This is a genomic window from Faecalibacillus intestinalis (genome assembly GCF_015097455.1).
Taxonomy (GTDB): Bacteria; Bacillota_I; Bacilli_A; order Erysipelotrichales; family Coprobacillaceae; genus Faecalibacillus; species Faecalibacillus intestinalis.
Map to the genome: position 1 here is coordinate 2024667 of NZ_AP024085.1, position 19149 is coordinate 2043815.

At 33.1% G+C, this 19149-nt stretch carries 18 protein-coding genes and 1 pseudogene; 1 reads left to right on the forward strand and 18 read right to left on the reverse strand.

Annotated elements, in window-relative coordinates:
• Positions 1–39: 39 nt before the first annotated feature.
• The 4 genes from Fi14EGH31_RS10870 to Fi14EGH31_RS10885 all read right to left on the reverse strand — a co-directional run bounded on the left by Fi14EGH31_RS10870 (position 40) and on the right by Fi14EGH31_RS10885 (position 3469).
• Complete coding sequence (locus Fi14EGH31_RS10870; RefSeq protein ID WP_022001876.1) at positions 40–519, reverse strand: DNA-deoxyinosine glycosylase; 480 nt, start codon at positions 517–519, stop codon at positions 40–42.
• On the reverse strand, positions 506–1174 hold the full coding sequence (locus Fi14EGH31_RS10875) for an HAD family hydrolase (protein ID WP_107029540.1): 669 nt from the start codon (positions 1172–1174) through the stop codon (positions 506–508). The genes Fi14EGH31_RS10870 and Fi14EGH31_RS10875 overlap by 14 nt, the downstream gene beginning before the upstream one ends.
• A gap of 1 nt (position 1175) precedes the next feature.
• Positions 1176–2339, reverse strand: coding sequence for an MFS transporter (locus Fi14EGH31_RS10880; RefSeq protein ID WP_200764803.1), 1164 nt, complete (start codon positions 2337–2339; stop codon positions 1176–1178).
• An 80-nt stretch (positions 2340–2419) separates the two neighbouring features.
• Positions 2420–3469, reverse strand: coding sequence for a cytidylate kinase family protein (locus Fi14EGH31_RS10885; RefSeq protein WP_118347553.1), 1050 nt, complete (start codon positions 3467–3469; stop codon positions 2420–2422).
• 4 nt (positions 3470–3473) lie between these two features.
• Between Fi14EGH31_RS10885 and Fi14EGH31_RS10890 the strand changes: the two are divergent.
• Positions 3474–4979: pseudogene (locus Fi14EGH31_RS10890) on the forward strand (IS1634 family transposase); the annotation flags it as partial.
• 179 nt (positions 4980–5158) lie between these two features.
• Here the strand turns inward: Fi14EGH31_RS10890 and Fi14EGH31_RS10895 are convergent.
• The 14 genes from Fi14EGH31_RS10895 to Fi14EGH31_RS10960 form a co-directional block, all read right to left on the reverse strand.
• Positions 5159–5857, reverse strand: a complete 699-nt coding sequence (locus Fi14EGH31_RS10895; RefSeq protein WP_234697778.1) for an AI-2E family transporter — start codon at positions 5855–5857, stop codon at positions 5159–5161.
• Between the two features lie 13 nt (positions 5858–5870).
• Positions 5871–6320 carry an AI-2E family transporter gene (locus Fi14EGH31_RS10900; RefSeq protein WP_200764806.1) on the reverse strand — a complete coding sequence of 150 codons (450 nt, stop codon included), beginning with the start codon at positions 6318–6320 and terminating at the stop codon, positions 5871–5873.
• 37 nt (positions 6321–6357) lie between these two features.
• Positions 6358–8901 carry a cation-translocating P-type ATPase gene (locus Fi14EGH31_RS10905; RefSeq protein ID WP_227359880.1) on the reverse strand — a complete coding sequence of 848 codons (2544 nt, stop codon included), beginning with the start codon at positions 8899–8901 and terminating at the stop codon, positions 6358–6360.
• A 661-nt stretch (positions 8902–9562) separates the two neighbouring features.
• On the reverse strand, positions 9563–10330 hold the full coding sequence (locus tag Fi14EGH31_RS10910) for an ATP-binding protein (RefSeq protein WP_200764808.1): 768 nt from the start codon (positions 10328–10330) through the stop codon (positions 9563–9565).
• A gap of 178 nt (positions 10331–10508) precedes the next feature.
• A complete protein-coding gene (locus Fi14EGH31_RS10915) occupies positions 10509–11339 on the reverse strand; it encodes a folate family ECF transporter S component (protein ID WP_227408354.1) in 831 nt (276 codons plus the stop codon).
• 222 nt (positions 11340–11561) lie between these two features.
• Entirely contained in the window at positions 11562–13073 is a 1512-nt protein-coding gene (locus tag Fi14EGH31_RS10920; protein WP_230311098.1) for a bifunctional folylpolyglutamate synthase/dihydrofolate synthase, read from the reverse strand.
• A 54-nt stretch (positions 13074–13127) separates the two neighbouring features.
• Positions 13128–13454, reverse strand: a complete 327-nt coding sequence (locus Fi14EGH31_RS10925) for a cyclic-di-AMP receptor (protein WP_022000754.1) — start codon at positions 13452–13454, stop codon at positions 13128–13130.
• 48 nt (positions 13455–13502) lie between these two features.
• A complete protein-coding gene (locus Fi14EGH31_RS10930; RefSeq protein WP_117787457.1) occupies positions 13503–14678 on the reverse strand; it encodes a deoxyguanosinetriphosphate triphosphohydrolase family protein in 1176 nt (391 codons plus the stop codon).
• 30 nt (positions 14679–14708) lie between these two features.
• Positions 14709–15257, reverse strand: coding sequence for a manganese efflux pump MntP (locus tag Fi14EGH31_RS10935; protein ID WP_032090633.1), 549 nt, complete (start codon positions 15255–15257; stop codon positions 14709–14711).
• 1 nt (position 15258) lies between these two features.
• Positions 15259–16818: an NAD(P)/FAD-dependent oxidoreductase gene (locus tag Fi14EGH31_RS10940; protein ID WP_118347561.1), complete on the reverse strand. Its 1560-nt coding sequence runs from the start codon at positions 16816–16818 to the stop codon at positions 15259–15261.
• A gap of 8 nt (positions 16819–16826) precedes the next feature.
• Positions 16827–17165 (reverse strand): winged helix-turn-helix domain-containing protein, encoded by a 339-nt coding sequence (locus Fi14EGH31_RS10945; protein ID WP_118347563.1) that lies wholly within the window; start codon positions 17163–17165, stop codon positions 16827–16829.
• The gene (locus tag Fi14EGH31_RS10950) at positions 17126–17980 is read right to left on the reverse strand and encodes an ATP-binding protein (protein ID WP_118347564.1); all 855 of its coding nucleotides are present in this window, start codon (positions 17978–17980) and stop codon (positions 17126–17128) included. Before Fi14EGH31_RS10950 ends, Fi14EGH31_RS10945 begins: the two co-directional genes overlap by 40 nt.
• 118 nt (positions 17981–18098) lie before the next feature.
• Positions 18099–18701, reverse strand: coding sequence for a Type 1 glutamine amidotransferase-like domain-containing protein (locus Fi14EGH31_RS10955; protein ID WP_117782348.1), 603 nt, complete (start codon positions 18699–18701; stop codon positions 18099–18101).
• A 165-nt stretch (positions 18702–18866) separates the two neighbouring features.
• Positions 18867–19127 (reverse strand): AlbA family DNA-binding domain-containing protein, encoded by a 261-nt coding sequence (locus Fi14EGH31_RS10960; protein ID WP_048923617.1) that lies wholly within the window; start codon positions 19125–19127, stop codon positions 18867–18869.
• Positions 19128–19149: the final 22 nt, after the last annotated feature.

A 19149-nucleotide genomic window follows, 5' to 3' on the forward strand; every position in this document is an offset into this window, starting at 1 on the left:
TAGAAAATAATAAAATAGATTTTCCTATCTTTCCTTGTGTTAAATCTCTTTCCATAAAATCACCTTCCATTTCTCAATTAATTTTTCAAGTGAATACATGGCATTCGCTGGTGAAGTAGAAGGTAATTGAATAACGGGTAAATTATAATCAAAATATTGATGATAATAACGATTGGCAGCTTTGCCATTAGTAATGATTTTTTCAACAGGACAATTTTTAACAATTAAATCTAAATCATTGACTTTAACATTGGTAATACTTGAATCACTTGATCCTTTAATGTCACAACTTTCAATAACATCCCATAAAGCAAGATGATTTCTAAGTAAAAAAGTTTTCTTCTCTTCAATTGTTTGTGGAACTTCTTCTTGAAATAAAGCAGCTAAAACTTTCCAAAAACGATTTTGAGGATGATGATAAAAAAACTTGGCTTCTCTTGATTTTACAGATGGAAAAGATCCTAGAATAAGAATCCTAGAATCTTGATTATAAACGGGTTCTATATTATGCTTTGTCATCTTTTTTAACAATAACATCTATTAATTGATCAAGAGAATCATAACATCCTACAGTTAAATCAAGAATATCTTTAGAATGATGAATCAAATCAGGAATACAAATAACAGGAATATTTCCTGCATGTGCTGCTAAAATTCCATTTTTACTATCTTCTAAAACAAGGGCATCTTCTTTACTTACCCCTAGCAACTCAACTGCTTTTAAAAAGATATCTGGGGCTGGCTTCCCATGTTGTATTTGGTCACCACCAATAATGGCATTAAAATAATGATCAACTTTAATACTCTTTAAATTAGATAAAACACGTTCATAACGTGTTGAAGAAGCCACTGCCATTTTAATATTTTTCTTTTTTAAATCTTCTAATAAATCATATAAACCTTTTTTTACTTCTAAAGGATGACTATTAAAATATTCTTTTCTTAATTGATCTCGATAATCTTTAATCTTTTGATAAGGATAATCTTCACCAAAAACACTATGATAATAAGCTTTTGATGTCTTTTCATTTGTACCAATCAAATGATAAAACATTTCTTCAGTAATTTCATAACCAAATTTTTCATGAGATGTTTTCACCAACATCTTTCCTACAGGTTCTGTATCAATCATCAAACCATCCATATCAAAAATAACAGCATTTAATTCTAACATACTACACTCTCACTTTCCTAGGCATTCTAAAGAAAAGTGTCACTACAAAAGCAATCGTAATTCCTTCAAATAAGAATAAATAGAAACCATTCATTCCTATGGAATCAATAATTCTACCTCCAATTAATTGGAAAAGCATTGCACCTACGCCTTTACCAAGCATAGCTTGAATTCCATAGGCTGTAGAGACATATTCTTCTTTTACTAAAACCATTACTAATCTTACAGTAATCATCGTAAAGAGTACAGTAGAAAAACCTTTAAATACAAAAACATAAATAATCATATTAACAGAAGGTAAAGTTGCATACCATGCAAAATTGATCATTGACATGATAATCGCAAACATCATGATATAACGATAAGGTATCTTTTTAATGATATAGTCTGTTGCTAGAATCATCGGAATTTCAAATAATGTCGCAAAAAGTTGGTAGGTTCCTACTTGTGAAGCTGTTCCACCTTGAGATTTAATAAATAATGATAAATAGTTAAAGTTTGTGGAGCATGCTCCCCAAAAGAAAAATGAAATCACTAGAAAGAGCATAAATGGTATATTATGAACAAGCTCTTTCATAACAACAACTGTCGATAATTTATTTTCTTCTTTTTCGGGAACTTCTGAAAGCTTTGGATCAGAAACCATATAAATACAAATAATGGTAATTAATGTTCCTAAAATACCAGCCATGAAGTTAGCAAATGGTGAAATATATTGATATAAAAGTCCACTGACTTGTGCCATAATGGCATAACCTACAGAACCCCATAAACGAATCTTACCAAATTGATAAGGTGAAGAAACACCAATACGATCTGTTAAAGGAGTAACAGCATTCATAAAAGATACTGCTAGACCTGATGATAAAAGTAAAATCCAAAAATTACGACTAATTGCAAAAATAAACATACAAAGTATATTCGCAAATGATAATAAAATAGATACTTTTCTTGGTGATTGCCACTTATCTGCCAAGTATCCAAAAAATGGTTGTGTTGCAATAGATAAAAGTGGTGCAAAGGATACAATGTAAGCAATTTGTGAGGCTGACATTCCTATATCTTGACAATACATTGACAAAACAACTGTAAAGGCACCATACCCTAAATAAAAAAAACATGAAATACCTGCATGAAATAAATAATGATCTCTTAATTTACTCATATAAGCCCTCCCTATGTAAAAGACATTATATAGAATATCTTTAAAAGAAAAGAAGTCTTTTCATTTTTTGAAAGACTTCTTTATTTATTTAAAGATTTAACATAGTTACAAATAATATCTTTGATTGTTTCATTTCCTAATTTACAATCTAAACATAAATCATAGTTTGATTTATCACCCCATGTTTTATTAGAAATAACTTCATAATAACCTTTTCTAGAATGATCCGATTTATGAATATATCGAAGAGCATCCTCATGACTATCATGATAAATTTCCATTACTTTATTTAGACGATATTCTAAAGGAGCATATAAGAAGATTCTTACTAATTTTTCATCTTCTTTTAAAATATAATCTGTAGCTCTTCCAACAATAACACAATTTCCTTTCTTCGCAATTTCTTTAATAACATTTGATAAAAGAATAATTGAATTTTTATTGATGTCTAATGATAAGAATTGACTATAAATATAATCTTCACTTTCTTTATTACTTACAAATCCATGTTTAAGAGCAAATTCTTTGATTCTTTCTTTATCATAAAATTCAATGTTTAATTCTTTAGCGACTTGTCTCGCAATTTCTTTTCCATTTGTGCCATGTTCTCTTGAAATAGCAATTACTAAATTATTTGTTATACTTTCATTTTTAATAGGACTTATTCTTTCATTATATGATTTTTTCAAGATAATAAATGAAACAATAACTGTCAACAATTCAGAAATTGGAAATGTCCACCAAACAAGTGTTGTTACATTTTCTGTTAAAGTAAAGAAGTAGGCTATTGGAAATACAAAAATAACCAAGCGAAGTAAAGCAATAATTAAAGGTCTAATGGCATAACCAATAGATTGTAAAACACCTTGAATCGCGACAGAAATACCCATAAAAACAAATCCCAGACTTGCTATATGTAAAGCTGTACTACAAATATCAATCATTTCTTGTGTACTTCCTGATAATCCAAATAATTGTGATAATGGATGAGCAAGAAGTTCAAATAATAAAGTAATCATTAAAGAAACAATGATTGTATCAACAATACCAAACTTAATACATTCATCTATTCTTTTTCTATCTTTCATTCCATAATTAAAAGATAAAATGGAAATAATTGTATTAGACAATCCAAATGCTGAAAAGAAAATGGAAAAAGAAGTCCAAAAGAAAACTGAAAAACTTATTTCCGATATTTCTCCTGAAAAATATCTTGTCTATTTCCCTCTGGCCAATATCCTTAATAACCTGGATGTTGAACAGCACTTTGGCTTCTTACAGTCCAACAGGAATTTTCAGTTCAATGTCTTTGACATTTTTTCATCACTTGTATTTGCCAGAGCTGTTGCGCTCTGTTCTAAATACAAGACTTTTCATGATGTTCTTCCTTCTTTATTTAAGGAAATGAACTATTCCTATGATCAGCTTCTTGACGCTGTAGAATTCGTTGGCAGCGAATATGAAAAGCTGGTTGAAATATTTACTGTAGCCACCAAAGAAAACTATGGTACGGATACTTCTCATTCTTTTTTTGACTGTACCAACTTCTTCTTTGAAATCGATAAGGAAAATGACTTTCAAAGACGCGGTCCATCCAAAGAGAATAAAAATGATTCTATTGTTGGTATGGGGCTCCTCCTTGATGCCAATATAATTCCTATCGGCAAGAAGATGTATCCTGGAAACGAATCTGAAAAACCAATATTGAGAAACATCATTCAGGATATGAAAAATCAAAACAATATCTCTGGAAAAACTATTCAGATAGCCGATAAAGGGCTGAACTGCGCAAGAAATATAATACAGGCAGTCAATAACAGTGATGGATATATATTTTCAAAATCTGTAAAACAGCTTTCTGAAAAAGAAAAGGTATGGGTACTTCTTAATAATGATTATAAAGATGTAAAGGATGAATATGGAAATACAGTATACAGATACAAGTCATGTATTGAAGATTTTGACTATTCTTATAAAGATGATGATGGTAAGATTGTCAAAAAAACAATAAGAGAAAAAAGAGTCTGTACCTACAATCCAAAACTTGCAAGAAAAAAACTTATGGAAATCGATAAGATGGTTGAAAAAGCAAGAAATTTAAAAACATATTCCGCTAAAAAAAGTGAATATGGAGAATCTGGAAAATATATAACTATTACATCAAACGATGGTGATCATCCTATAGTAACATTAAATGAAGAAGCAATAAAAAAAGACAGAGACCTTGCAGGATATAATATGCTTGTTACTTCTGAAATAAAAATGAAGGATGTCGAAATATATGATGCCTATCATAACTTGTGGAGAATCGAAGAGTCATTTAGAGTAATGAAAAGTGAACTTGATGCACGTCCTGTATATCTTCAAAAAGAAAACAGTATCAAGGGACATTTCTTAATATGTTATGTTACGATTTTACTTACAAGAATATTACAGTTCAAAGTTCTGGATAATAAATACAGCACATCAAAGATATGTGAATTCTATAGAAATTTTAGGCTAGTCAAAGTAAATGATAAAAAATACATCAATATAACTCGAGCTTCTGAATTCATAACAGAACTTGGCAAAAAACTCAATCAGCCACTTACAAATTACTATCTTGCAGATAGACAAATAAAAATGATGCATGCTCGCTAGGTTAACGAGTTAGCACCATTTTTTTGTCTTGAACTTCTAAAGTCAGGTAGTATATGAATTATTCGTGTAAAAATCAATGTATTTTTATCGTTTTTTTACACTAAACTACACGAACTTTTCTTAATTTTTTACATTATTCTACACATAAGCACTTCAATGGTCTGACTTAATTGTCTTTATTAAACCTCCAGCTCTGCCGGATCTACACCCTGTTTTTTCAGCTTCAAATACACAATTTCCCGGAACAATGCATATGCCACCGACACAATCGGTATAAATATCAGCATTCCAACTACTCCCATAAGGCTGCCTCCGATGCTGACCGCTGCCAGCACCCAGATGGACGGCAACCCTACAGAATTACCTACCACATGCGGATAAATCAGGTTCCCTTCTATCTGCTGAAGCACAAGAAACAACACGATGAACATAAGTGCCTTCATCGGATCGACCATGAAGATTAAAAATGCTCCCTCCGCACAGCCAAGAAATGCTCCAAAGATCGGTATCAGTGCGGTAAATGCGATAAAGATTCCCACTAGCAGTGCATACGGCAGCCGGAAGATTGTCATGGCCAATACGAACATGCTTCCGAGAATCACAGCCTCCAGGCACTGTCCGGTCAGGAAGCTTGAAAATGTGCTGTAAGTAAGGGAAGAGACTTCCACCACAGCCTCCACACGACCTCTTCGTACGAATGCAAACAGTACCTTTTTCGCCTGTATCCCAAGCTTTTTCTTCTGCAGCAAAATATAAATTGCAAATAAAAAAGCTATGACAAATGTTGAAACTCCGCTGATAATGCTTTTTGCAGCGGTGAGTGTCGAACTCAGCATATTTCCAGCACCATTATTCAGGAAATCAATCAGTGTCTCCACAATCTTGTCCCAGTCAAACTGTACACTGTTGATCAGTTCGACAACCTCCTTGTTTCCATGAAAGACCTCTTTTCCCCCACGCCTGTGCATGTGGGATGAACTGGGTAATACTCTGCCCCAGATTTCCAAATGTATTTACAAGCTGAGGTACAACACCAAAGATTACTACCGTCAACACGCCAACTACGATACAAAGTACACTCAACAGACTCACCGGTCTTGCAAGCTTATCTAACACTTTATTTTTTCTTACTTTTTCCATAAACAAGTGCCGCTCGATAAAGTTCATCGGTACATTCAATACAAACGCAATGGCTCCTCCAAGCAGAAACGGAAAGATCAGATGTCCCACATATCCCAGTACCTCCAACACCTCTTCATATTTCCACAGCACCACGATCAGCAGTGCTGTGAACAAAATCAGCTTCCGGATTTTCCGCATATTTTCCTTATTCAGTTCCATTCAATTCCTTCCTTTATTCAATATCCTGTCAAATCCTCTATTTCTTTCGTGTTCTAATCCATTTCAGCAGCTGAATAACCGGCAGATTCAAAAGTGCCAGTCCATATACAGTCATCAACTGTGCCACCGTCAGTGTCTGCACTTTGAACATTTCCTGAAGTGCTGGGATCATCAGTACTCCTGTAATCAAAAGCCAGCCAAGTACAAATGCTCCGATCAGATAAGTGTTATTCCAGAATCGTTTCGTAAAAATGATCGGTTTGTTTGCCTTACAGTTAAATCCGTGAACCAGACGGCTACTGCAAAGTGTTCCAAATGCCATCGTACTTGCCAGCACTGCATTTCCATCGCGATATCCGATCATAAATGCTGTCATGGTCATGATTCCGATACACAGACCTTCCACTCCGATGCTTGTAAGAAATGGTTTTGTCAAAATGGACTCTCCCATGGCACGCGGTTTTTCTTTCATCACTTCCGGATTGTGCGGCTCCAGTCCAAGTGCAATCGCCGGCAGGCTGTCTGTCAGAAGGTTGATGAACAGCAGATGTACCGGTGCAAATGGAACCGGCAGACTTGCAAGTGATGCGTACAAAACTGCAAGAATCGCTGCAAAATTTCCAGAAAGCAAGAACTGAATCGCATTTTTAATATTTTGAAAAATGTTTCGTCCATTTTCCACTGCCTTGACAATCGTTGCAAAGTTATCATCCGTCAGCACCATAGCTGCCGCATCTTTCGCCACTTCACTTCCCGTAATTCCCATGGCAACTCCGATATCTGACTGCTTCAGTGCCGGAGCGTCATTCACTCCGTCTCCCGTCATTGCCACGATATTTCCACGCTCCTGCCATGCCCGCACAATACGGATCTTGTGCTCCGGTGAAACCCTCGCATAGACGGATATCTGTGGTACAAAATCCTGAAGTTCTTCATCAGTCATATCCTCAATAACCGCACCTTCACAGGCTTCCGACATATTTTCCAGAATTCCGATTCGTTTGGCAATAGCCGCTGCTGTTACTTTATGGTCTCCTGTAATCATGATCGGTTTGATTCCAGCCTTGATGCATTCTGCGACTGCATCTTTAGACTCCACTCTCGGCGGATCCATCATGGAAATCAGTCCCAGGAATGTCAGGTCATTTTCATCATTTAATGTAAGCCCTTGCTCCTGTTCCATCGTCTTAAATGCAAATGCAAGAACTCGCAGTCCGTTTTCTGAAAAATGTTTATTCTGCACTTCAATTCTGACGCGGTCTTCTTCTGTAATCTTTCTTAGAATATCTCCATCCTGAATGTGACTCATGCGATCAAGCAGCACATCGACCGCACCTTTTACGACCATAACGTACCGTCCGTCTATAAAATGTTCCGTGGACATAAGTTTTCTGTCACTGTCGAACGGTACCTCGGAAAGCCTTGGGTGTTCATCACGTACTTGTGCATAATCTTCTCCCAAAAGGCTGCCAAGATTAATAAGAGCTGTCTCCGTCGGATCCCCAATCTCCTGACCATCGTGATTTGTAGAATCGTTGCAAAGCATACTGAACATCAGTAACTCTCGCTGTGCCGGATCCTTCAGATCAATCTCTTCGGAACAGACACTCTCTCCATTTACATAATAATTTTCCACAGTCATTTTATTCTGCGTCAAAGTTCCCGTCTTATCAGAGCAGATGATTGACACACTGCCAAGTCCTTCAACCGCCTGAAGCTTACGGATGATTGCATGCTCCTTCGCCATCTTCTGTGTACCAAAGGAAAGCACGATGGTCACGATAGAACTAAGCGCCTCTGGGATAGCTGCCACCGCCAGCGCTACCGCAAATAGAAATGCATTTACAATCGATTCTCCGCGAATCACGCTGATGGCAAATAAAATTCCGCAAAATACAAGGATTGTAATAGACAACTTCTTACCAAAATCATCCAGATTCTTTTGAAGCGGTGTCTGCTTCTCTGATGCATTTTTCAGAAGTCCGGCAATCTTACCGACCTCCGTACTCATTCCGACTTCCGTTACTTCAAAAGATGCTCGCCCATAAGTCACGAAGCTTCCGGAAAATACACGATTTGTCTGATCTCCGAGTGCTGCGCCCTCCGGCACTTCATCTAAAGACTTCTCCACTGAAAGACTCTCACCTGTCAGTGCACTTTCGTCCACTTTAAGGCTTGCAACTGTAAGTAACTTTCCATCTGCCGGAATTAAATCTCCTGCCTCCACAATCACTTCATCACCGACGGTCACTTCTTTCGCCGGCACCTGCATCAACTGCCCGTCACGCACAACTTTCGCATCCGGTGCCGACAGCTGCTTCAAACTATTCAGCGACTGCTCTGCCTTCACCGTCTGCACCGTTCCAAGAATCGCATTCATCGTAATAACTACAAAAATTACAATCGCACTCTCCACATCTCCAAGAAATCCTGAGATCACCGCGGAGATGATCAGAATAATTACAAGAAAATCCTTGAACTGTTCTAAAAATATTTGAAAGACGCTGTTTTTCTTTCCCTCTTCCAGTTCATTCGGTCCGTATTTCTTTAGATTTTCCTTCGCCTGCTCATTTGTCAACATAATTTGTACCTCCTTTTTCCTATTATGGCTCATCTGGTGTACAAAAATAGAGACCTTTATTGCACACCAAAAATATGCAATAAAAGTCTCACCATTTCATTACGATACGGATGATCACTCATCGTACTGACGACATCGCAAACGCCTGATTCTCTACTTTGCAAGACTTACAGGCGCCAGTTACTCCCTTTTATTAAAGTTAATATAGTCGATTCTTTCGAATCTGTCAACGGGTTTTTTACCTTTCCATCAAATAATCTATTATATTCTGATGTATGATTCCTTCTCTTGAAAAATCAAATCTGTCCATGGAAAGTACATATTTCGGATAATGATCTTGAATATCCTTATATGCCCCAAATTCTCTTTCTATGACATCTTCCGTTGCTAGCAAATATGCGACCTGGTAATACTCTTTCCGTCTTTCACTGCTACAAAATCAATCTCACCCTTTGTCGTTTTTCCCACATATACTTCATATCCCCGAACTAAAAACTCATTATATACAACATTTTCTATAAGACCACCTATTTCTGTCTTGAATCTGTATTTTTGATTTTTCCAAACCCTACATCTGTCAGATAATATTTATCAAACCTGGTCAATACCCTTTTTCCTCGGATAGCATAGCGCATTGCTTTATTCATGACCATCGCTGCAACTATCTTTTCCATATAATTATTATAGTATCCGGTGCTACTTTTCGATTTACACTTTCAAAATACTTGGCAATCGATGTTGGAGAAAATGTCTGCGAAGAGTTCAATACAATGTATTCCAATAGTCTGTTCAGTGCATCTACATCCCTCACCTGACCTCGCCAGAAAATATCCTTCAACACAATAGAATCATACAAATCTGTCATAAACACTTTAGTTTCTTCTTCGGTTTTAAAATAAAAGCGCTGTGGCATTACGCCCCATGTAATATAGTCCATAAATTCTTTTTCAGACGCTTCTTCTTTCTTTACTCCCAACATCTCACACATTTCCTGAAAACGAAACGGCATCACCCGAAAACTCACGTATCTTCCGGATAACAATGTTGCTAATTCTCCCGACAACAGCCAGCTATTGGAACCCGTGATAAAAATACTTACATTTTTTGTTGCGTGAAAAGAATTTATAGCCCGTTCAAATTCTTCAACCATCTGAATCTCATCTAAGAAAATGTAATACTTTTCTTCATCAACGATAAGTTTCTCCACATACCCATACAAATCCATCGCATTCTTTATAAATGCGTATTTCATATCTTCCAGGTTCATATATATAATATGATCATCGGTAACACCTTGATCCTCTTTCATTTCATCCATAATCTGCTTAAGCAAAATAGATTTCCCATAACGTCTTATACCCGTTACTAAAAGTGCTTTATTAGAATTTTCAAGCCATTCTCTAATAGAAATCGAACTTTTTCTATGCATAAAGCAACACCTCCATCTATACAATACACCAATTGTCCTGTTTTTTAATTTTAAGTACAACAAATTGCCCGTTTTGTAATTTTTGCTATAAATTTGTCAAAAATTATCAAATTTTCTTTATTAATTTGATCTTTTATTTTTGGTACAAAATAAAAAGCTTTGGACAATATCCAAAACTTTATCTAATAACTTTTTGAATCATTCGATTCATTGTATATACAATGATAATACCTACAGGTATCATCACACATGATTTTAAAATTCTTACAAATTGTGATGCAAAGAATGGTATTCCATACATTGTTTGTAACCAATATGGTGTTAAAAACATCGTTACTGTTAGTTCAATAGCCACAACTGATAGAATACTTAAATGAAATAAGCATAAATCTTTTTCTTTGAGTTTATTTTTATAATATCTTATAAAAATAAAGAGAATAGTAAGCATTGCTGCAATGATGACAAAGATTGTAAATTTAATTGGTAATGTTACTTGATATGAAGATCCTGAAATATTAACTTCATTGATTTTAAAAACATAAAGACATCCTAGTAACGAAATAATGACCATTACTATTTTTACAATTCTTTCTAATAATCTTTCATTTTTTTCATTTAAATAAATCTTTAATAGACATGGTATTTCAGTTTGTAAAACCGCATTTAAAGTAAATCCTAAGAAAGGAAATCCTCCTGCATTTGCTAGAACAAGACCTAGAAAATCTGTGGCGATAGAAACTATAAAACAATACCCTGGTTGTAATGTTAAACCAGCAACGATTAAAGGTAATACCTCTAATGTAATTTTTAAACTTGGAAAGCCAAGAAAAGGTACCATCACAGCTAACCTTTTTAAAATAATAGCTAGAATGACAAATAAAGCCCCCAATGTCATTTGTCGCACATCGCTTTTCATTGGATATTTATAAAAAACAAATATCCCAATCGAAACAATAATAACCCCTAAAATAATTTGAATCATCGTTTGATTGCTACTTAAAAAAACCAATTGTTCCTGCTTCGTCCTCTTATAAGTCCACAGGCGTTAATTCCGGTAAGAAACCGTACATATGTTTTTTCCCACTTCGTCCTCTTTCTAGTCCATGGGCGTTAATTCCGATATAAAACCGTACATATGCTTTCCCGCTTCGTCCTCTTGCTAGTCCACGGGCGTTAATTCCGATATAAAACCGTACACAATTGCTACTAAAAGTAGACTCCTCCTTCTTTATTATTTGCTATGAATCTTTTGTAATAAGTATTTCCTTACTTCAGAAATAAAATACAATGATCCCGTAATCAAAAATGTTCCTTCTTGTAAATAAATATCGTCTAAAGCTTTTCTAAAATCCGGTTCAATTTTTACCGGATAGTCCCCTGCTAATAATTTTGCACTTTGACTACGTGGATGTTTAAATTCACAGACGGTTATATCATACGTCAAATCTAATAATCTTTCAATCATATAGTCCGTATCTTTATCTCTTAATGCTGAAAAGATGATTTTTAAATTATGTAATTTACGTGCAGAACGATAGAGTTCATCAACACCTTCTCGATTATGGGCCCCATCTAAAATAATCAGTGGTTTTTCACTTATGATTTCAAAACGTCCTGCCCACTTAGCTTCAAATAAACCTTCAACAATTGAAGATTCATCTAATTCAATAAAATGATGTTCCTTTAAATATAATAAGGTTTCTAATGCTAAAGCACTATTTTCAATTTGATAAAGAGCTGGCGTATTTAAAACAATATTATAATCCTTATATGTATATTTTACATTTTCACCATCTTGTAAATCATGTATACGATCTAAACGTATCAAATGACTATGATGCTTTTCACAAGTATCTCTAAAAATATCAACACATTCTTGTTTATGTTCTCCTGTAATAAAATCAACATGCTCTTTAATAATTCCCGCTTTCGCTCTAGCAATACTTTCATAGCTATCACCTAAATAATCCATATGATCTAAACCAATATTCGTATTAACACAAACCATTGGTAAAATAATATTCGTTGCATCTAACTCTCCACCTAATCCAACCTCATAAATGGCATAGTCAACACCTTGATAAATAAAGTAAAGAATTGAAATAAAGACTTCTATTTCAAATAAAGAAATCTCATACTTTAACCAATTATCCACATATCTATTAGCAACATCAACAATAAATTGTTCCTTGATCCATTCATCATTGATACGTACGACATCTAACCTAGAAATAAGTGCTGGTGAAGTAAAAGTTCCTACAGTATACCCCTGTTTTTTTAAAACTTCTTTCATGTAATTAACAGTCGACCCTTTCCCATTTGTTCCACAAACATGGATACATTTTAAAGCATGTTGGATATTATAAAATTCTTGCATATATTTTTTAAAGTTATCTAAACTATAGACACGATCTTTTTGTTGATGAATAAAGTCATAGACTTCTTCATAGTGTTTAAATTGTTTTTTTGTTTTTATTTGTATGATTTTATTTTGATAAATGATATCTTTTAGAGCTATTTTTTTAATGACTGCTATTAATTGTTGTTTAATTTCATCAGTTCCTAAACAAAGTTCTATTTCATTTTTGATAACATCAAAAATAATAACCCCATTGATATTTTGATTTTCATTGACATAAATAATCTTTTGATTTTGTTTTAAATATTCTTTTGTTATTTCTTCTTGATGGATAAATTGTATTAATTCATCCATTCTTTTTTCATTTAATAATTTGATAGACATAATTTCACCCACAAACATTATAAAGGATTAAAAAAAAAGGACAATGTCCTTTTTCTAAAATTTTTCAAATTGTTCAATATCTAATACAAAAACTGTTGCTCCACCAACAAGTACATCTACCATGATTGGAGTAAAAAATTCTCCCATTTCAGTAGGTGGAACAGTAGGTTCTTTTTCTACACGTTTTTTAGAATTTTCTTTAATAATACCTACAGCATGTTCAACTTTATCATCATTTGTTCCAATAAAGAATGTTGTATTTCCTTTCTTTAAGAATCCACCTGTTGTTGATAATTTTGTAACGAAGTATCCTTCTTCTGTAAGTGCGGCTTGTACTGATGAACTATCATCAGAATTTACGATAGCAATAATTAATTTCATAAGCCATCCCTCCTGTATATTTATATTTTACACCAAATAAAATAATTATTAAAGTTTTTCGCCATGAAGAATTGGTAAAAATTTTCTTTCATAATCATTTAAAACATAAGTATCTGTCATCATTGATAAATAATCAGAGACAATCAATGGATTGGGCGTCTTTTGATAATTTTCTACCATCTTATTTTTAAACTTAACAATATTTGAATCTTGATCATTATTTTCTAATTCTTCTAAATAAACATCAAAGAGTTCTTTGACCATTCTTGAAAGTTTAGCATTTTCTTTTTCAAGAACTGGATGATGATGGACCTTTTCCCCTAAAAAAGAAAGTAAAGTAGATAATGCTTCAAAGACTTCATGAGAAAAACGTAAATATGGTTTTTGATAACTATGAATCATCAAATCACCAATTAATTTATTCATAATTGATTTATTATTATCTCCTAATACTTTTACTACATTTTCAGGAAGATCTTTCTTTTGTAAGATACCTACACTCATAGCATCTTCAATATCTTTTCCAATATAAGAAATAACATCTGAAATACGAACCACACATCCTTCTAAAGTCATTGGTTTTAACTCAAGACTGGCATTTTCTTTATGCCAACAATCATGATACTCTTGTAAGAATTGTTCTTTTGTTTTTTTACGATCTGGTTCATATTTTTTAGAAAGCATTTCACCATTATGACACAAAATAGCATCTAAGACTTGTAAAGAAACATTATAGCCTTTCCCATTTCTTTCTAAATAAAGAATATTTCGTACACTATTAGCATTATGACAAAAATATCCAAAACCCTTTTCTTGTAGTTTTTCATTCAACGCTCTTTCTCCTACATGACCATAAGGAGCATGTCCTAAATCATGTCCTAAAGCAGCCGCTTCAATTAAATCTAAATTTAAATTCAAACCTTTTCCTATTTGTCTGGCAATACGCGAAACCCATTGAACATGGATTGAACGTTTAGAAATATGAGCACTTTGAAAAAATGAAAGAGCCTGTGTTTTATCTGTGTAACGTTGATAAGATTTACAATATAAAATACGATCAATATCTTCTTCAAAAGGCCAACGAATATCAAACTCTTCATGTTCACTTTCTTCTTTTCTTAATTTTTGGCATTCACTTGTTTTACAAGCATATGGAGAAAGTGTTCGATCATATTCTTTTGTTCTCTTTATAGTATTTTTTATAATTTTTTCTTCTTCTTTCATACTTGTCACCTATTTCATTATATACTTTTTTCAAAAAAGATGCTCCAACAATGTTTTAAAAGCAATTAAAATCAAAACAATGCCCCCAAAAATAAGTGCCTTATTTTGAAACTTGTTGTTTAAATAACGTCCAATTTGTAAAGCAAACAAACATAATAGAAAAGTAATAATTCCTATAATCAATAAAGCTTGATAAATAGCTACTTCTAAAAAAGCAAAAGTCATACCAATAGCAAAAGCATCAATACTTGTTGCAAAAGCAAGAATTGTTAAATCTAATAATTTAAAATTATAATTTGTTTCTTCTTCACTAAAAGCATCTTTTAACATATTGATACCAACAATCATTAAAAAAATAAAAGCGATATAATGATCATAGGCTTGTATCTTTTTTGAAAATACACATCCTAAATGATATCCTAAAAAAGGCATCAATGCCTGAAAAAAGCCAAAATAAAAAGCAATGAAGCTTTGTTTCTTGATGTTTCCTTTTGGCATAGAAATACCATACATCATCGAAACAGTAAAAGCATCCATCGCTAATGAAATTGAAATAACAACAAGTTCAAATAATGACACATTATCTCTCTCCTTTGAGTAATACCTCACTACATTTCAAACCATCAATTGCACTTGACATAATACCACCTGCATATCCTGCACCTTCACCAATTGGATAAATCCCTTTAATATTACTTTCCATATTGTCATCACGATAAAAACGAATTGGTGCTGAACTTCTTGATTCTACTCCGAGTAATGTGGCATCACTTGTAAACCCATTAATCTTGTTATTCATTAAAAGAAGTCCTTCTTTTAAATTTATATTCAGGATTTCAGGAAGTAATGCATTCAATTGAGCATTTTTAACTCTTTTTAAACTTGTCTCTATTTTTTCTTTACTTTCTTTATTTTCTAAATAATCTTCCACTCTTTGAACTGGAATTGAATAATCACTTCCTCCTAGTTCAAAAGCTTTTTCTTCTAATTTTCTTTGAAAATACATTCCTGCAAGCGGATGTGAACTACCAAAATCATCCGGTGTCACATTGACTAAGATAGCACTATTAGCGTATTTATTATCACGTTTATAATTAGACATCCCGTTAACAACCAGTCTTTTTTCTTCACTGGCTGCATTCATGACATAACCACCAGGACACATACAGAAAGTATAGACTCCTCTTTTTTGACTTGTATGCACCGCCAATTTATAATCAGCCGCTTTTAATGCAGGATGATCATAGAATTTTCCATATTGGTTTTTATTAATAAATTCTTGACTATGTTCAATACGCATTCCCACTGCAAAAGCTTTTTGAGAGATTTCTAATTGTTTTTGATAAAGCATTTCATATGTTTTTCTCGCACTATGACCAATAGCCAATACCAGTTGATCTACTTTTTCTTTATATGTTCCTTCATTATTTTCTAAAACAACTTCTTTTAATTGATTATCTTCAATAATAATATCTACCAATTTTGTTTCAAAACGAACATCTCCACATTTTTCAATATCTTTTCTAATATTTTTAACCACATTAATTAAAACATCTGTTCCTAAATGTGGTTTATTTAAGTAAAGAATATCTTCACTTGCACCATGTTCATAAAAAGTATTCAATACAAATTGTTTACGATAATCCTTAATACCTGTCGTCAACTTTCCATCAGAGAACGTTCCTGCTCCTCCTTCTCCAAATTGAACATTACTTTGAGTATTTAACTTACCTGTTTCTAAATAAGTATCGATATCTTTTTTTCTTTCATCAACACATTTACCTTGTTCAATCAAAATTACCTTTTGCCCACTACGCGCTAAATTATAGGCACAAAATAATCCTGCTGGCCCACTTCCAACAACCATGATTGTTTGATTATTTGGTGTTAACTTGTCATAATGATATTCTTTAACTTTACTTACTTGTTTACTATGTGTTTTTAATAATTGATCTTCATCGACATATTCAAAAGTAAAGCCCATATTAAAATGTACTTTATTCTTTCTTCTTGCATCGACTGCCTTTTTAGCAATCTTTACATTCTTTACTTGTGATTTTCTTATATTTAATGTATTCGCAATAACTTTAGCGTAATCTTTTTCATCTAAAGAAACTGCAATATTACTTACTTTTAACATACCTTCTCCTATCTCTTTATTTTCCAATATCCTTTTTTGTTATTTCCAACTCTTTCAATAATTCCTAAATCCTTTAACTTTTTAATATTATTTGAAATACTCTTTCTACTCATTTTCATAATATTTGCAAATTCGGTAATTGTATATCCAGGATCATCATATAGGGATTCTAGTATCTTATTCATTGTATCGTTCACCCTATTAGTCACCTTTGAAAAGTTATCAATCACCAATCTTTGAGGTGCATCAAATTCAATCATAATATCCGTAGGATTAATATAATATTTTGGCATTGGTAAATCATTTTCTATACATGAATCAAATATTTTTCTATACCTCTTCCCCATGACTCAATATGTCCTGCTAAATAGAAAACATGCGCAATATTAGGATTATAGGGCTTAGAGCCATGTTTTTGATAAAGAGTTTCTTCTGTCCAATGATCTGGAAGCTTTCCAACATTTGTAATATAGAGCTTATCTTTATAAACACTTATTTGTATTGGTACACCAGATTCATATTGTTTATGAACAATAGCATTTAATATAGCTTCTCTCATACTTGCTTCACTTACAAAGTATTCTTCAACTCTTTGAAGTCCATCATATGAAATCTTAGCTTTCATATATTTAAAGAAAATAAGTTCTATAACTTTATCAATTTGTTCAAAAAGCGATCCTCTTACTTCATCTTGATAAATTAAATCAGCATCTGTTTCAAAAAATCCTACTTTTATAAAAGCACCTGTAAAATATCTCTCTGGATCTTTTGAAAACAAAAGTAAGGCAGCATTTGTAAGATAACCATTATTTATCAAATGAAGTTTATCTAATAATGTTTCCGTATCTTCTTCTAAAATCGTATCATCTATTCTTTTTTTACGAATTGCAAGTTCTTTAAACTTTTGAATAGCGTTTTGATCTAAATCTTCTATTTTTACTAATGGGTATGGAACGTTATCCCAAGTTGCTCCTCTTTTACGTAAAATAAAACTTTCTAATTCAATACCTGCCAACTTTTGTGATGTACTCCCACTTCTAAAATAATAGTTTCCTTTACAAGATATAGCTATTGGATAAGACGGAACATCTATTTCTATATATTCCAAATTATTTTTTTTACATAAATTAACTCCCTTTTTACAAAAATGTGTCTGATGCATACTAACTCATAATTATACGAAACACCACTCTTTTATTCATTTTCTATTCATTTCCGGCTAATGGGTATTCATTTTTACTCTAAGTTATCATGCAATTTATTAGATTGGAATTTTCAAATTAGTCTTTGCAAATAACCTTTGAATCTTCACCATCAATTACAATTCCCTGACGGTTGTTAATTGGGCATAGATTCAAATCCGAAAACTCAGTCATTATTTTCTCGGTAACTTTCTTAAATGGTGCTGTAAGATAATGCGGAAGAACATAGAAATCAATCAAATCAATCCCTGCATCATCTTCTTGTGAGTAGTCCTCCGGCTTTTCATCCATTTGCTCGATATATTGGATGCTTGGAGCGCATATAATTGCGCCTGCCGACTCGCCGATCATCAATTTTCCATTTGCCAATTCCTTTTTCAGTAGCCCATCAGCTCCCGTTTTACGGAGCTGATCCATAAGAAAGAAAGAATTTCCGCCAGTAAAATATATCACATCTGCTTCTTCAAAAACAGACTGTATCGTTGAATAAGCCTCCGTTGAAATATCAATTTCAGTTACGATTGCTCCCAACTTTTTGAATAATTTTCGAGCCGAGCCGACATAACCGGTGTAGCCTTCACGCAGTGAAGCTGTTGGAATAAATGCGACTTTCTTATTTTCAATTTCTTCCTTTATCAGACTTCCCACACTTGAAAAGTGCGAACATAAAAACAGTTTCATCAATATTCTCCTTTATAAATTTCGATTTGTATAACAGTAGTCTAACACACGTTGTTTAAAAATACTACAGCCAAGCCAATGTCTGTAATTTGCCCTAAAATTTCATTTTATGGAATTTGGACTACTTGATTTTCTAATTGCTTACGCAATTCGTGAAATGTATAATTATACTGTCTTGGTATTAGACACACAAATGTAAATAGGGACTAAATTAATATCTACTACGATTCCCATAGCATCTCTTATTTTACTTGGTAAGGATTCTAATAATTTTTTTGAATTTTCCACACCAATAATTTTCCCATTATCATCTATACCAATAAAAAATTTACCACCTTGTGCATTGGCAAACGCACATATACCAACTAAATATTCATCTTTCCAAACTGATTTCCATTCTATATTGTGCTTTTCTTGACTTTCCATAGTTAGCTCCTTATTATTTGGT